A 14,788-nucleotide genomic window follows, 5' to 3' on the forward strand; every position below is an offset into this window, starting at 1 on the left:
GCCGCGACCCTCTCCCCCACCTGGGGCATCTACAGCGGCTACGAACTGTGCGAGAACACCCCCCTCAGGGCGGGCAGCGAAGAGTACCTCCACTCGGAGAAGTACCAGTTGCGCCCACGTGACTGGGAGACCGCGGACACCATCGCTCCACTCATCACCAAGCTCAACGCCGTCCGCCGCGCGAGTCCCGCCCTACGGCAGCTGCGTAGTCTCCACTTCCACCATGCCGACAAGGAACAGGTGATCGTCTACTCGAAGCGGTCGGGGTCGAACACGGTTCTGGTGGTCGTCAACCTCGACCCCCACCACACCCAGGAGGCCACGGTCTCGTTGGACATGCCGCAACTCGGCCTGGACTGGCACGAGTCGGTACCGGTGCGCGACGAGCTCACCGGCGAGACCTATCACTGGGGCAGGGCCAACTATGTGCGCCTCGTACCGGGGACCAGCCCCGCGCACATCCTGACCGTCCTGCGACCGTCCACCCCGCAGATCGGAGGGTCACCCACAAAATGATCGTCAACGAGCCCGTCCATGACACCTTCGAGGACACCCCGGCCGGCGACCGGGACCCCGACTGGTTCAAACGTGCCGTCTTCTACGAGGTGCTCGTCCGCTCCTTCCAGGACAGCAACGGCGACGGCGTCGGCGACCTCAAGGGCCTGACCGCCAAGCTGGACTACCTCCAGTGGCTCGGCGTGGACTGTCTGTGGCTGCCGCCGTTCTTCAAGTCCCCCCTCCGGGACGGCGGCTACGACGTCTCCGACTACACCGCCGTCCTGCCCGAGTTCGGCGACCTCGCCGACTTCGTGGAGTTCGTCGACGCCGCCCACCAGCGCGGCATGCGGGTCATCATCGACTTCGTCATGAACCACACCAGCGACCAGCACCCGTGGTTCCAGGAGTCGAGAAAGGACCCCGACGGCCCCTACGGCGACTACTACATGTGGGCCGACGACGACAAGCAGTACGCCGACGCCCGGATCATCTTCGTCGACACCGAGGTCTCCAACTGGACCTTCGACCCGGTCCGCAAGCAGTACTTCTTCCACCGGTTCTTCTCCCACCAGCCGGACCTCAACTACGAGAACCCGGCCGTGCAGGAGGAGATGATCTCCGCGCTGCGCTTCTGGCTGGACCTGGGCATCGACGGCTTCCGGCTCGACGCCGTGCCGTACCTCTACGCCGAGGAGGGCACCAACTGCGAAAACCTTCCGGCAGCCCATGAGTTCCTCAAGCGGGTGCGCAAGGAGATCGACGCCCACTATCCGGACACGGTGCTGCTGGCGGAGGCCAACCAGTGGCCGGAGGACGTCGTCGACTACTTCGGCGACTACGCCAGCGGCGGCGACGAGTGCCACATGGCCTTCCACTTCCCGGTCATGCCGCGCATCTTCATGGCGGTACGGCGGGAGTCCCGGTACCCGGTCTCGGAGATCCTGGCCAAGACGCCGGCCATCCCGTCGGGCTGCCAGTGGGGCATCTTCCTGCGCAACCACGACGAGCTGACCCTGGAGATGGTCACCGACGAGGAACGCGACTACATGTGGGCGGAGTACGCCAAGGACCCCCGCATGCGCGCCAACATCGGCATCCGGCGCCGCCTCGCGCCCCTCCTCGACAACGACCGCAACCAGATCGAGCTCTTCACCGCCCTGCTGCTCTCCCTCCCCGGCTCGCCGATCCTCTACTACGGCGACGAGATCGGCATGGGCGACAACATCTGGCTCGGCGACCGGGACGCGGTCCGCACCCCGATGCAGTGGACACCGGACCGCAACGCGGGCTTCTCCTCCTGCGACCCGGGCCGGCTCTACCTGCCCACGATCATGGACCCGGTCTACGGCTACCAGGTGACGAACGTCGAGGCCTCGATGTCCTCCCCGTCGTCCCTGCTGCACTGGACCCGGCGCATGATCGAGATCCGCAAGCAGAACCCCGCCTTCGGACTGGGCTCGTACACCGAACTCCAGTCGTCCAACCCGGCGGTGATCGCGTTCCTGCGGGAGTACGAGGACGATCTCGTCCTGTGCGTGCACAACTTCTCGCGGTTCGCGCAGCCCACCGAGCTGGATCTGCGGAGGTTCAACGGACGGCACCCGGTGGAGCTGTTCGGGGGGGTGCGGTTCCCGGCCATCGGGGAACTCCCGTACTTGCTGACCATGGCGGGACACGGTTTCTACTGGTTCCGGCTGCGCAAGGAGAACGTCTAGAAGCCCGGCGGGGCGGTTTCCTCCGCCCCGCCCGGGGCACGCATCACTAACACCCCGACCACCCCCGGGGAAAGGACGCGACGTCATGTCGGAAGCCGTCACCCGTACCCTCACTTCCGCTCCGGGTTTCCTGGCGTCCCTGGATCCCCTGTTGCGGGAGTGGCTGCCACGGCAGCGGTGGTTCGCCGGGAAGGGACGTCCGGTCACCGGGTTCTCCCTGGTCGCCGCCACCGAGCTGCTCCCGGCGGAGAGCAAGCTGGGCCTCTACCACCTGCTGGTCCAAGCCCATCAGTCCCCCCTGCCCGGCGACTGCTACCAGCTCCTCATAGGCGTGCGCGAGGCGCTGCCGCCCCGGCTGGCGCCCGCGCTGATCGGACACGTCGACCAGGGACCGCTCGCCGGACGCACGGTGTACGAGGCCCTGTACGACCCCCGGCCCGCCGAGGTGCTCCTGGAGGCGCTGCGCACCCAGGCCCGCATCGGCGGGCTGCGCTTCGAACGGGAGCCGGACCAGGAGATCCGCCCGGGCCTGGTGCCGCGGGTGATGACCGCCGAGCAGTCCAACTCCTCGATCGTCTACGGCGATACGTTCATCCTGAAGCTGCTGCGCCGGGTCGTGCCCGGCGTCAACCCGGACCTGGAGCTGCCGCTGGCGCTGGCCCGCCAGGGCTGCCCCCGGGTACCGGCGCCGACGGCGTGGATCCGCGCCGAGCAGGCCGGGGAGAGCTGGGTCCTCGGCGTGCTCCAGCCGTTCGTGCAAGGCGCGTCGGACGGCTGGGAGCTGGCGCTGCTGGAGCTGGCCAAGGGCGAGGACTTCGCCGTGGAGGCGCGGGCGCTCGGGCGGGCCACCGCGGAGGTGCACACCGCCCTGGCCCGCGCGCTGCCCACGGTCACCCTCGGCCACGCCCAGCTGGAGCTGATGGTCGACGGCATGCTGGAGCGCCTCGACAGCGCCGAGCAGGCGGTGCCGGCGCTGCGGCCGTACGCGCCCGGGCTGCGGTCCGCGTTCGAGGCGCTGGGCGCCCTCGCGGCCGAGGGCCGCACCTGGACCGCCCAGCGCGTGCACGGCGATCTGCATCTCGGCCAGTGTCTGCGCTCGCCCGCGGGCCAGTGGTGGCTGATCGACTTCGAGGGCGAACCGGCCAAACCGCTCGCCGAACGGCGGATGCCGCAGCCTCCGCTGCGGGACATCGCGGGGATGCTGCGCTCCTTCGACTACGCGGCCCACTCGGTCGACCCGCCGATACCCGGCTGGGCGGAGACCTGCCGGGCCGCGTACTGCTCCGGGTACGCCGAGGTCTCCGGGGTCGACCCGCGGACCGACCCGGTGCTGCTGCGAGCGTGCGAGACGGACAAGGCGATATACGAGGTCGTGTACGAGGCCCGGCACCGCCCCGACTGGCTCCCGGTCCCGCTCTCCGCCGTGCGCCGTCTCGCCACCGATGACGGCACCCCCACTCCCTCCCCTCTTACCTCACCCTCGTCCAGGAGGCCCCACCCGTGACTCCCCGCCCCCCGTCCCCCGGTCCGGATCCGCAACAGTCGGCCGAGCAGACGGCCGAGGAGAAGAGCGTCGCGAAGAAGGCGGCCAAGAAGGCCCCTGCCAAGAAGGCCGCGAAGAAGGCGGCGGAGAAGAAGGCGGCAGCGAAGAAGACCGCGAAGAAGGCGGTGACCAAGAAGGCCGCAACCAAGACGGCGCCCACCAAGACGGTCAGCACCAAGACGGCGGCCACCAAGACGGTCGCCGCGAAGAAGGCCACCGCCAAGAAGGCTCCCGCGAAGAAGACGACCGCTGAGAAAGCCCTCGTCGACAAGGCCGCCGCGAAGAAGACGGCCGCGAAGAAGACGGCCGCTCGGAAGGCCGTGCAGCCGCTCGTGGCCGAGCCCGCGTCGCTCGCCGTCTCCCCCGCCGTGGACGCCGACGACCGTGCCCGGCTGCTCGCCGGCACCCATCACGACCCGCACTCCGTGCTCGGCGCGCACCCCGTGCCCGGTGGAGTCGCCTTCCGGGTCTTCCGGCCGTACGCCCGTTCCGTGACCGTCCTCGCCGGGGATCTGCGGGCCGATCTGCACGACGACGGCGACGGCTTCTTCTCGGGACTCACCGCGCTCAAGTCCGTGCCGGAGTACCGGATCCTCGTCGCCTACGACGGTTCCGAGCTGGACACCGAGGACCCGTACCGCTTCCTGCCCGCGCTGGGCGACCTCGACTTGCATCTGATCGGTGAGGGCCGGCACGAGCAGCTGTGGACGGCGCTCGGGGCCGAGCCGATGACCCACCAAGGCGTGCCCGGCACCCGTTTCACCGTGTGGGCGCCGAACGCGCGCGGGGTGCGGCTCGCCGGTACCTTCAACTTCTGGGACGGCACCGGGTACCCGATGCGGTCGCTGGGCGGTACCGGGGTGTGGGAGCTGTTCGTCCCGGCCATAGGAGAGGGCGAGCTGTACAAGTTCGAGATCACCCGGCCGGACGGCTCGCACACCCTGCGCGCCGACCCGCTGGCCCGCCGTACCGAGGCGCCGCCGAACACCTCGTCGATCGTGGACGTCTCGCACCACGTGTGGCACGACGAGGAGTGGCTCGAGCGGCGCGGACGGGTACCGGCCCATGAGGGCCCCTTCTCCGTCTACGAGGTCCATCTGGCGTCCTGGCGGCCCGGACTGACGTACCGCCAGCTCGCGGAACAACTCCCCGCCTATGTGAAGGACCTGGGCTTCACGCACGTGGAGCTGATGCCGGTCGCCGAGCATCCCTTCGGCGGCTCCTGGGGCTACCAGGTCACCGGCTTCTACGCGCCCACGGCCCGGCTCGGCACACCGGACGACTTCAAGTTCCTGGTCGACGCCCTGCACCAGGCGGGGATCGGCGTGCTGATGGACTGGGTGCCGGCCCACTTCCCGCGCGACGACTGGGCGTTGGCCGAGTTCGACGGCCGCCCGCTGTACGAGCACGAGGACCCGCTGCGCTCGGCGCATCCCGACTGGGGCACGCTGGAGTTCGACTTCGGGCGCCGGGAGGTGCGCAACTTCCTGGTGGCGAACGCCATTTACTGGTGCGAGGAGTTCCACATCGACGGGCTGCGCGTGGACGCGGTCGCCTCGATGCTGTACCTCGACTACTCGCGCGAGCCGGGGCAGTGGGTCCCCAATGAGCACGGCGGCCGGGAGAACCTGGACGCGGTGGCGTTCCTCCAGGAGATGAACGCCACGGTGTACCGGCGGGTGCCCGGTGTGGTGACGATCGCGGAGGAGTCCACGGCCTGGGACGGCGTCACCCGCGCCACCCATCACGCCGGCCCGGGCGGGTTCGGCGGGCTCGGCTTCGGCCTGAAGTGGAACATGGGCTGGATGCACGACTCGCTGGGCTACATGTCCCACGAGCCGGTCTACCGCAAGCACCACCACCACGAGATGACCTTCTCGATGGTGTACGCGTACAGCGAGAACTACGTGCTGCCGATCTCCCACGACGAGGTCGTGCACGGCAAGCGGTCCCTGGTGTCGAAGATGCCGGGCGACTGGTGGCAGCAGCGCGCCAACCACCGGGCGTACCTGGGCTTCATGTGGGCGCACCCCGGCAAGCAGCTCCTCTTCATGGGCCAGGAGTTCGCCCAGGGCGCGGAGTGGTCGGAGGCGCACGGCCCGGACTGGTGGCTGCTGGACCCGGCGTACGGCGCCGAGCCGGACCACCGGGGGGTGCGCGATCTGGTGCGGGATCTGAACGTCGTCTACCGGGACACTCCCGCGCTGTGGCAGCGGGACACCGACCCGGACGGCTTCCGGTGGGTCGTCGGGGACGCGGCGGACGACAACGTCCTCGCGTTCCTGCGGTACGACGCGGAGGGCGTCCCGCTGCTGTCGGTGTCCAACTTCTCGCCGGTGGTGCGGCAGGACTACCGTCTGGGCGTGCCCGAGGACGTGCCGGCCTGGCACGAGACGCTCAACACGGACGGGGCGAAGTACGGCGGCGGCGACGTCCTCAACCCCGACCCGCTGAAGCCGGAGCCCCAGGGCCGGCACGGCCGGGCGACCAGCATCCGCCTGACCCTGCCGCCCCTGGCGACCGTGTGGCTGCGGCCCGCCTAGCGCAGGCCTGAGGGCAGCGGGCCGGTGTGCAGTACGCCCAGCCTCTGCGTCGCCCGGGTCAGGGCGACGTAGAGGTCGCTGGTGCCGTAGCGGCCGGGCTCCACGACCAGGACCGAGTCGAACTCCAGGCCCTTCGCCTGGCGGGGGTCCAGCAGGACGACCGTCCGGGTGAGGTCCGGTTCCGCGCCCGCCGTCACGCCGTCCAGCCGGGCCGCGATGCGGCGGTGCAGGTCGCGGGGGGCGATGACGGCCAGCCGGCCCTCCGTCGGGGTCAGTTCGCCGACCGCCTTGGCGACCGCGCCGGGCAGGTCGTCGGTCGCGCGGATCCACGGCCGTACGCCTGTCGAACGCACTGAGCTCGGCGGCTGGAAGTCCGGCTGCTCGGCGCGGACGACCGCCGCCGCCAACTCCATGATCTCCGCCGGGGTGCGGTAGTTGACGCCGAGGCGCGTGTGCTCCCAGCGGTCCTCCACGTACGGCCGGAGGATGTCGGCCCAGGAGCCGACGCCCGCCGCCTCGGCGGTCTGGGCCGGGTCGCCGACCAGGGTCATCGAGCGGGTCGGGCTGCGCCGCATGAGCAGCCGCCAGGCCATCGGCGACAGCTCCTGCGCCTCGTCGACGATGATGTGCCCGAACGCCCAGGTGCGGTCGGCCGCCGCGCGCTCGGCGGCGCTGCGGTGGTCGTCCTCCTCCTGCCGCTCGGCGAACCGCTCGGCGTCGATGATGTCGTGCGCGGACAGGATCTCGCTGTCCTCGTCCTCCTTGTCGTCGAACTCGTACGTCCGCGAGGCGTACGACACGTCCAGCACGCCCTGGGCGTACGCGACTTGGGTCTCCCGCTCGCGCTCGGCCCGCAGCCGCGCCACCCGGTCGTCGTCGCCGAGCAGTTCGGCCGCCTCGTCGAGCAGCGGTACGTCCGCCACCGTCCAGGAGCGGGTCACCGGCCGGCGCACGGCCGCCGCGTCGGCGTCGTCGAGGTACCCCTCCGGCTCGGCGAGGAAGTCGGCGACCACGCGCTGCGGGGTGAGCAGCGGCCACAACTGGTCGATCGCGGTCCAGACCTCGGGGTTCTCGGCCAGCTCGTCGCGGATCTGGGTGATGTCGCTCGGGTCGAGCAGGTTCGAGCCGTCGTAGGGGTCGGTGCCGATGCGCTCGGCGACCATGTCGGTGAGGGTGTTGAGGATGTGGCCCTCGAAGTGCTCGCGGGCCGCGTTGTGCGGGAGCTTGGCCGCACGGGTGCGCTCGCGCGCGACGCTCACCAGACCGTCGTCGAGCATCAGGATCTCGCGGTCGTGCTCGATCGCGATCACCGGATCGGGCAGCGCCTGCCGGTCGCGTACGACGGCGGCGAGCACGTCCGCCATGTCCGCGCGGCCCTTCACGGCGGCCGCCTCCGGGGTGTCCGTGGCCGTCGCCCGCACGCCGGGGAACAGTTCACCGACGGTCGCCAGCAGCACGCCCGTCTCGCCGAGGGAGGGCAGCACCTCGCCGATGTAGCCGAGGAAGGCGGGGTTGGGGCCGACGATCAGTACGGCCCGCCGGGCGAGGAGTTCCCGGTGCTCGTAGAGGAGGTACGCGGCCCGGTGCAGCGCCACCGCGGTCTTGCCGGTGCCGGGGCCGCCCTCGACCACCAGGACTCCGCGGTGCGGGGCGCGGATGATCTCGTCCTGTTCGGCCTGGATGGTCTGCACGATGTCGCCCATCCGGCCGGTGCGGGCGGAGTTGAGCGCGGCGAGCAGCACGGCGTCGCCGCTCGGGTCCTCGTGGCCGGTGCGTTCCCGGTCGCCGAGGTCGAGGATCTCGTCGTGCAGCGCGGTCACCGTACGGCCGCTGGTGCTGATGTGCCGGCGCCGGCGCAGGCCCATCGGGGTGTGTCCGGTGGCCAGGTAGAAGGGGCGGGCGACGTCGGCGCGCCAGTCGATGAGGATCGGGGTGCGCGCGGCGTCCTCGGTGCGCAGTCCGATCCGGCCGATGTGGTGGACGACGCCGGAGGCGAGGTCGATCCGGCCGAAGCAGAGCGAGCCGTCGACCGCGTTCAGCGCGGCGAGCAGGCCCGAGCGCTCGGCGACCAGGATGTCCCGCTCCAGACGGGCCTGCATGGGCGTGTTGCCCTGGGCGAGCGCGTCCTCGACGGAGGTCTCGGTGTCACCGCGCAGCACGTCCACGCGCGCGTACAGGCCGTCGATGAATTCCTGCTCGCGGCGCATTTCATCGTCCGGAAATTCGCTGTTTGACAATTCCACTCCCGCCCGGATATACTGCGCTTACTCAGCTTCTTCGCGATGCAATTCTCTTGAAGTCGCGAATCATTGAATATACGCAGAGAAATCCCCTGAGCGCAATTGCTCGGGGGATTTCTTTGCTTCCGGGGCTCAGAGCACCTCCGCCAGCTCCGCCAGCAGCCGACGCTTGGGCCGGGCCCCCACCATCATCTTCACCGGTTCTCCCGCGCGGAACACCATGAAGGTCGGCATCGACAGCACCTTGTAGGCGTTCGTGGTCTCGGGGTTGGTGTCCACGTCCAGCTGGACCACCTTCAGCCGCTCGCCCTCCTCCGCCGCCAGCGCGCTCAGCACCGGCCCCATCTGCCGGCACGGCGGACACCAGTCGGCGGTGAACTCCACCAGCACCGGCAGTTCCGCGCCGATCACCTCCGCCGCGAAGTCCGCGTCCGTCACCTCGGCCACACCCGCTGCCTTGATCATTGGCCGGCCCCTCCCATCTCGCACAACGGCTCGTCCGTCTCGTCCAGCGCCGCGAGCCGCACCCCGATCCGCGCCCGCACGGCCTGCAGCTCCCCGATCAGCGCGTCGAGCTCGTCCAGCTTGCGCCGGTAGACCGCGAGCGAGGCCGGGCACTCGTCGCCCTCGGGATGGCCGGCCCGCAGACACTCCACGAACGGCCTGGTCTCCTCCAGGTCGAACCCGAAGTCCTGGAGCGTCCTGATCTGCCGGAGCAGCTTCAGATCGCTCTCGTCGTAGGTCCGGTAGCCGTTGCCGCCGCGCCGTGCGGGCAGCAGGCCCCGGGATTCGTAGTACCGAAGCGCCCGGGTCGTGGTCCCGGCCCGCTCGGCCAGCTCGCCGATTCGCATGCGTACGAACGTAAGCCTTGACCCCGACGTCAAGGCAACAGCGGTTTGTGCGCGACGGGAGAGGTGAGCACGATCGAGGTCGTCGTCCGGCCGAGCGCGGAGACCTCTTCGAGGACCTCCTCCAAATGGACGGTGTCCTGGACGGCGACCTTGAGGATCCAGCAGTCCTCGCCGACCACGTGGTGCACCTCGGTGATCTCGGGGCGCTCGACGAGCTCCAGGGTCCTCGGGTGCCTCAGGTTGTAGCCGCCGTGCGGATTGACCCGGATGAAGGCCTGGATGCCGTAGCCGAGCCGGGCGGGGACGACCCTGGCCCCGTACCCGCTGATCACGCCCGCGGACTCCAGGCGGCGCACCCGCTCGGTGACCGCCGCCGGGCTCAGCCGCACCCGGCGGCCCAGCTCGCTGAGCTTGATCCGGCCGTCCGTCTGGAGGAGCTGGAGGATCTGCCGGTCCAGCGCGTCGAAGGCCACTGAGGTTTCCTCGGCAATGGCGCGTGGGCGCCGTGGTTCTTTCGCCGGGACCGCCTGAACTCCCATGGTTCCCCCTTCAGTACCGGGTAGCACGCGAAGAGAATTATGGTCATGGAAAAGGCACGAGAGGTACTGGTCATCGGCGGCAACCGCTATTTCGGCAAGCGGCTGATCCGGCGGCTGCTGGCGGCCGGTGACCACGTCACGGTCCTCAATCGCGGCTCCGCACCACCACCCACCGACGCTGTTCATCTGATCGCCGACCGCGACGACGAGGACTCCCTGCGAGAGGCGCTCGGCTCTCGCACCTTCGACGTCGTCGTCGACCAGGTCTGCTACACCCCGCGCCAAGCGGTGCTCGCACGGCGGGTGTTCACCGGCCGTACCAGGCGCTATGTGATGACGTCGACGGTGGAGGTGTACGAGCACCAGGACTCCCCCACCCCTGTCGTGGAGTCGGACGTCGACCCGCACACGGTCGCCGTCGACCACGAACTCCCTTGGACTGAGGCGGAGTTCCTGGAGCGCCACTACGGCGAGGGCAAACGCCAGGCGGAGGCGGTCCTGGCCGCTGACCCCGACTTCCCGTTCGTGGCCGTACGGGTCGCCCATGTGCTGGGCGGGGACGACGACTTCACCGGACGGCTCGTCCACTACGCCGACCGGATCCGCTCCGGCGCCCCGATCGCCGTGCCGGTGGTGAACCGGCCCGCCACCTACATCCACGTCGAGGAGATCGCCGACTTCCTGTTCTGGGCGGCGGGCGAGGACTTCACCGGACCGGTCAACGCGGCCTCCCACGGCCTGCTGGGCACGGAGGAACTGTGCGAGGCGGTGGCCGCGCACCTGCCCGGGGGCCGGGTGGTGCTGCGGCGCGTGGCGGTCGGCGAGGTGTCGCCCCTGTCCTTCGCCCGCTCCTACGGCATGGACAACTCCCGGGCCACCGGGCTCGGTTTCGCCTTCGGCGACGTACGGCGGTGGCTGCCGGAGGCCGTCGCCGAGACCCTCGGAAAGGGCGCCTGACATGCGGTACCGCACCCTTGGCGGCCTGCGCGTGAGCGCGATCGGGCTCGGCGCGATGCCGCTGTCCATCGAGGGCCGGCCGGACGAGGCACGGGCGCTGGCCACCGTGCACGCGGCGCTCGACGCGGGCGTGACCCTGCTGGACACGGCGGACTCCTACCACCGGCCGGGCGAGGCCCCGGGCCACAACGAGCTGCTGGTCGCCCGCGCGCTCGCCGCCCACGGCGGTGACACGGGCGAGGTGCTGGTGGCCACCAAGGGCGGCCGGGGCCGCTCGGCCGACGGCGGCTGGACGGTGAACGGCGACCCCGGGTGGCTGAAGTCGGCCGCGGAGGCGTCCCTGAAGCGGCTGGGAGTGGAGGCGATCGGCCTCTACCAACTCCACAAGCCCGATCCCGCGGTCCCCTTCGCGGAGTCGGTGGGCGCGCTGAGCGAGCTGCTCGACGAGGGGAAGATCCGGCTGGCCGGGATCTCCAACACGGACGTCGACGAGATCAGGGTGGCCCGCGAGATCCTCGGCGACCGGCTGGTCTCGGTGCAGAACCGGTACTCGCCCGCGGTGCGGGACAGCCGGCCGGAGCTGAGGCTGTGCGCGGAACTGGGACTGGGCTTCCTGCCGTGGAGCCCGCTGGGCGGGATCTCGCGCAGCTCGCTGGACGGGCCGTCGCGGACCGAGGGCGACGACGGACCCCTGGGCGCGTTCCACGCGGTGGCACGGGAGCGCGGGGTGAGCCCCCAACAGGTCTGCCTGGCCTGGCTGCTGGGGCTGTCGCCTACGGTGGTCCCGATCCCCGGGGCGAGTCGTCCGGAGACGGTCCGGGACTCGGCGGGGGCGGCGGACCTGGACCTGAGCGCCGAGGAGCGGGAGCGGCTGGACGACGCCGTCAGGAGCCGGTGAGGGAGCGGGTCTCGGCGGCGTAGAGCTCGACGGGGTCGAAGCCCATGCCGGTGAAGTGTCCGGCGAGTTCGAGGGAGAGCACGCCGTGAATACGGGTCCAGAAGGTGAGGGCGCGATGGAGCGCGGGGGTCGGGGCGGGATGGTCACCGGCCCAGGAGCGATGCTCGGCGAGGTGCGCGTGAAAGGCGTCCTCGGGGATCTTCTCGGCCGCGCACGCGTCAAGGATCACGGTCATGATCTCGGAGGCGATCAGGGTGGTGTCGGGGGGCGCCTGATAGCCCGGGACGGGAGTGCCGTAGATGAGGAAGTACCGCTGCGGGTCGTCCAGGGCCCAGCGGCGCATGGCCCCCGCGAGCTCGGCGAGACTCGGGCCGGACTCGGCGGCGGCCTGGAAGCGGTCGGCGAGGCTGCGGTAGGCGTCCTTGATCAGCTCGGTGATCAGCTCGTCCCGGTTGGCGAAGTACCGGTAGAGGGCGGGGCCGCTCATGCCCATCTGCTTGGCGATGGCGTTCAGCGAGAGCGCGGAGGCCCCGGCCCCGGCAATCTGCTCCCAGGCCCGGCTCTTGATCTCGTCCCGCACCTGGGCGCGGTAGCGCTCGCGAGGAGTCTTGGGATCGGATTCGGGCACGAGCGCCTCCTGACCGGTCGGGATATAGCATCAAGATTTAGCTAGAGGCTATCACCGACAAGGGGAGCGCGGGCTACGGCCGAAGGTAAGGGGAGCGTCGGCGTGGGACTTCCGCAAATGCCATTCGGCCGGGGTCCCGCGGCCCGACAGCCGCATCAGCAGGGCCGCGATCGGGGCCCGGACCTCCTCACCCTCGCCCCGGGTCCACTCGATGTCCGTCGCGATCAGCCGAGCCTTCGGCAGGGGCCAGGGACGCGGCGGAAAGCGCATCGTCCAGACTCGGTCCGCCGCGTCCCGGGCCGCCGCCGGAGGCATCGCGCGCGTGCGGCCCAGCGCTAGCGCGATGTCCTGGCCATGGACCAGGATGTCGAGCAGCGGCTCGCGGGGAGTCGTCGTGGGAGCCAGCCGGCGGGAGCCGACGATGCACCAGATCTCCGTACGAGAAGCGCGGCGCCAGCGTCAGGTCTGCCAGACTCGCCCGTTCCGCGGCGACGATCATCAATCGAACGACCGAGGGGGAACCACCCGTGGCCGTCGAGAGCGAGCTCAACACCGGCGTGCTGCTCTTCCTCCCCTACCGCGCCCTGGAGAACCGCGTCTTCGCCGCCCTCGCAGAGGCCGGTTACGACTTCACCCCCGCGCAGGCCCGGGTCATGCAGCGCATAGGCCCCGACGGCACCCGGCTCACCGAACTCGCCGAACTCGCCGAGCAGGTCGGGTTACGTACGGCGGATCCCGGACCCGACCGACAAGCGGGCCCGGATGCGCGAGGCACTGGCCCTGCTCCGGGAGCTCACCGACCCGTGGGCGTGAACGCGACCTCGTGGGCGGAAACGCGATCTCGCGGGCGCCAACGCGAAAAGGCCCGAGCGGTCAGGCCAATGGGGGGAGTGCCTGACCGCTCGGGGCTCGGTGGGAGCTACGCCTTCGCCAGCTCCTTCTCGCCGCCCTGCTCGGGAACCTCCGCCGGAGCCTCGTCCCCGTCCCCGTCGTCCAGCAGCGTCTTCTCGTCGAACGGGATCTGACCGGCCAGCACCTGGTCCACCCGCCCGCGGTCGATCTCCTTGGTCCAGGTGCCGATCAGCACCGTCGCCACGGCGTTGCCCGCGAAGTTGGTGAGAGCCCGCGCCTCGCTCATGAAACGGTCGATGCCGACGACGAGACCGATGCCGTCCACCAGGGCCGGCTTGTGCGACTGCAGACCACCGGCCAGCGTCGCCAGACCCGCACCCGTGACGCCCGCCGCGCCCTTCGAGGCCACCAGCAGGAACAGCAGCAGCGGAATCTGCTCACCGATGGACATCGGCGTCCCCATGGCGTCCGCGATGAACAGCGAGGCCATGGTCATGTAGATCATCGTGCCGTCGAGGTTGAAGGAGTAGCCGGTCGGGACGGTGATGCCGACCACCGGCTTGCTGACGCCGAGGTGCTCCATCTTCGCGATGAGCCGCGGCAGCGCGGACTCGGACGACGACGTCGACAGGATCAGCAGGAACTCACGGCCCAGGTACTTGAAGAGCGTGAGGATGTTCAGGCCCGCGACCACCCGCAGCAGCGCGCCGAGCACCAGGAAGACGAACAGCACGCAGGTGACGTAGAAGCCCAGCATCAGGACCGCGAGGCTCTTCAGCGCGTCCAGACCCGCGGAACCGGTGACGGCGGCGATGGCGCCGAAGGCACCGATCGGCGCGGCCCACATGACCATCGCGAGGATCCGGAAGACCAGCCGCTGGATGTGCTCCACACCGCGCAGGATCGGCTGGCCCGCCGAGCCCATGGCCTGGAGCGCGAAACCGGCGAGCAGCGCGATGAGCAGGGTCTGCAGGACCTCGCCCTCGGTGAAGGCGGAGACGATCGTGGTGGGGATGATGCCGAGCAGGAACTCGGTGGTGTCCTTGGCCTCGGCGTCGACCTGCGCGTGCCCGGCCTCCTTGACCGCGTCGGTCACCGCGAGGCTGGAGCCCGGGTCGAGGATGTTGCCGACGACCAGGCCGATCCCGAGGGCCACCAGCGACATGACCAGGAAGTAGACCAGGGCGATACCGCCCACGGCACCGACCTTGGCGGCCTTGCGCACCGAGCCGATGCCCAGCACGATCGTGCAGAAGATGATCGGCGAGATCATCATCTTGATCAGGTTCACGAAGCCGGTTCCGATCGGCTTCAGCTCGACCGCGAAGTCGGGCGCGGCCAGACCGACGGCGATGCCGAGGGCGACCGCGACGATCACCGCGATGTAGAGATAGTGCGTGCGGTCCCTTTTGGCTGCGGGTGCCGTTTCGGGGGTACTGGCGGCCACGGCTGCCCTCCTTGACGTCTTCGTCGGCATCACCGGCGTGCGGCTCACGTCCGGGGGTTTTGAGGAATGCCGTGACT

11 protein-coding genes and 2 pseudogenes are annotated in these 14,788 nt (G+C 70.3%); 6 read left to right on the forward strand and 7 right to left on the reverse strand.

From position 1 onward, the window contains the following. From AC068Z_RS00005 to glgB, 4 genes and pseudogenes are all read left to right on the forward strand, one after another. Nucleotides 1-516, forward strand: a pseudogene (locus tag AC068Z_RS00005) (alpha-1,4-glucan--maltose-1-phosphate maltosyltransferase); the annotation flags it as partial. Then, entirely contained in the window at nt 513-2,213 is a 1,701-nt protein-coding gene (gene treS / locus AC068Z_RS00010; RefSeq protein ID WP_478550759.1) for a maltose alpha-D-glucosyltransferase, read from the forward strand. The pseudogene AC068Z_RS00005 and the gene treS, both read left to right, overlap by 4 nt. 85 nt (nt 2,214-2,298) lie before the next feature. Continuing rightward, nucleotides 2,299-3,717: a maltokinase N-terminal cap-like domain-containing protein gene (locus tag AC068Z_RS00015; protein ID WP_478550761.1), complete on the forward strand. Its 1,419-nt coding sequence runs from the start codon at nt 2,299-2,301 to the stop codon at nt 3,715-3,717. After that, nucleotides 3,714-6,299: a 1,4-alpha-glucan branching enzyme gene (gene glgB / locus AC068Z_RS00020; RefSeq protein ID WP_478550763.1), complete on the forward strand. Its 2,586-nt coding sequence runs from the start codon at nt 3,714-3,716 to the stop codon at nt 6,297-6,299. Before AC068Z_RS00015 ends, glgB begins: the two co-directional genes overlap by 4 nt. On the opposite strand, the gene AC068Z_RS00025 is transcribed toward glgB, so the two are convergent. The 4 genes from AC068Z_RS00025 to AC068Z_RS00040 all read right to left on the reverse strand — a co-directional run bounded on the left by AC068Z_RS00025 (nt 6,296) and on the right by AC068Z_RS00040 (nt 9,863). Further along, the gene (locus AC068Z_RS00025; protein ID WP_478550765.1) at nt 6,296-8,506 is read right to left on the reverse strand and encodes a HelD family protein; all 2,211 of its coding nucleotides are present in this window, start codon (nt 8,504-8,506) and stop codon (nt 6,296-6,298) included. The genes glgB and AC068Z_RS00025 overlap by 4 nt on opposite strands. 165 nt (nt 8,507-8,671) lie before the next feature. Beyond that, nucleotides 8,672-8,986 (reverse strand): thioredoxin family protein, encoded by a 315-nt coding sequence (locus AC068Z_RS00030; RefSeq protein ID WP_478552225.1) that lies wholly within the window; start codon nt 8,984-8,986, stop codon nt 8,672-8,674. Nucleotides 8,987-9,000: 14 nt separating this feature from the next. Beyond that, nucleotides 9,001-9,390 (reverse strand): MerR family transcriptional regulator, encoded by a 390-nt coding sequence (locus AC068Z_RS00035; RefSeq protein WP_478550767.1) that lies wholly within the window; start codon nt 9,388-9,390, stop codon nt 9,001-9,003. A gap of 29 nt (nt 9,391-9,419) precedes the next feature. Then, nucleotides 9,420-9,863: an Lrp/AsnC family transcriptional regulator gene (locus tag AC068Z_RS00040; RefSeq protein ID WP_478550769.1), complete on the reverse strand. Its 444-nt coding sequence runs from the start codon at nt 9,861-9,863 to the stop codon at nt 9,420-9,422. Nucleotides 9,864-9,974: 111 nt separating this feature from the next. Between AC068Z_RS00040 and AC068Z_RS00045 the strand changes: the two genes are divergently transcribed. Both AC068Z_RS00045 and AC068Z_RS00050 read left to right on the forward strand, forming a co-directional pair. Continuing rightward, nucleotides 9,975-10,886, forward strand: a complete 912-nt coding sequence (locus AC068Z_RS00045; protein WP_478550770.1) for an NAD-dependent epimerase/dehydratase family protein — start codon at nt 9,975-9,977, stop codon at nt 10,884-10,886. Between the two features lies 1 nt (nt 10,887). Next, a complete protein-coding gene (locus AC068Z_RS00050; protein WP_478550772.1) occupies nt 10,888-11,784 on the forward strand; it encodes an aldo/keto reductase in 897 nt (298 codons plus the stop codon). Here the strand turns inward: AC068Z_RS00050 and AC068Z_RS00055 are convergent. The 3 genes and pseudogenes from AC068Z_RS00055 to AC068Z_RS00065 all read right to left on the reverse strand — a co-directional run bounded on the left by AC068Z_RS00055 (nt 11,771) and on the right by AC068Z_RS00065 (nt 14,741). Next, nucleotides 11,771-12,412: a TetR/AcrR family transcriptional regulator gene (locus AC068Z_RS00055; RefSeq protein ID WP_478550774.1), complete on the reverse strand. Its 642-nt coding sequence runs from the start codon at nt 12,410-12,412 to the stop codon at nt 11,771-11,773. The two genes, AC068Z_RS00050 and AC068Z_RS00055, sit on opposite strands and share 14 nt — an antisense overlap. A 51-nt stretch (nt 12,413-12,463) precedes the next feature. Beyond that, nucleotides 12,464-12,835 (reverse strand): annotated as a pseudogene (locus AC068Z_RS00060) (maleylpyruvate isomerase family mycothiol-dependent enzyme); the annotation flags it as partial. 496 nt (nt 12,836-13,331) lie between these two features. Further along, nucleotides 13,332-14,741 (reverse strand): cation:dicarboxylate symporter family transporter, encoded by a 1,410-nt coding sequence (locus AC068Z_RS00065; RefSeq protein WP_478552226.1) that lies wholly within the window; start codon nt 14,739-14,741, stop codon nt 13,332-13,334. Nucleotides 14,742-14,788: the final 47 nt, after the last annotated feature.

Source organism: Streptomyces sp. NPDC043726 (assembly GCF_056436565.1).